Origin of the sequence: Halioglobus sp. HI00S01, assembly GCF_001635445.1 — a bacterium.
In the GTDB taxonomy this organism is placed as follows: Bacteria; Pseudomonadota; Gammaproteobacteria; order Pseudomonadales; family Halieaceae; genus Halioglobus; species Halioglobus japonicus.
In genome coordinates this window covers 1-248 of record NZ_LWEE01000365.1, presented here as the reverse complement: position 1 = coordinate 248, position 248 = coordinate 1, and the positions used below count along the sequence as shown (strand labels likewise).

Annotated in this window: 1 rRNA gene; it reads right to left on the bottom strand. The window is 48.8% G+C overall.

Annotation, left to right across the window (positions count from 1 at the left end):
- Positions 1-161 precede the first annotated feature (161 nt).
- A 23S ribosomal RNA gene (locus A3709_RS20960) occupies positions 162-248 on the bottom strand; the annotation flags it as partial.

Below are 248 nucleotides of genomic sequence, written 5' to 3'. Positions count from 1 at the left end.
TTGCTGTCGTTGGCCTCACGCGCACTTTGCGCCGCCTCGTCTCAACAAATAGGGTGGTAAATCAAACTGTCTGTTCTTCGTGTTTCTCAACACCGGACTTGTCACAACATCCAACTGTCTTCTTTTGTCTCACCTGGCGGTGAGCAAATAACTTGGATTATATGGTCAAGCCTCACGGGCAATTAGTACTGGTTAGCTCAACGCCTCACAACGCTTCCACACCCAGCCTATCAACCTTGTAGTCTTCA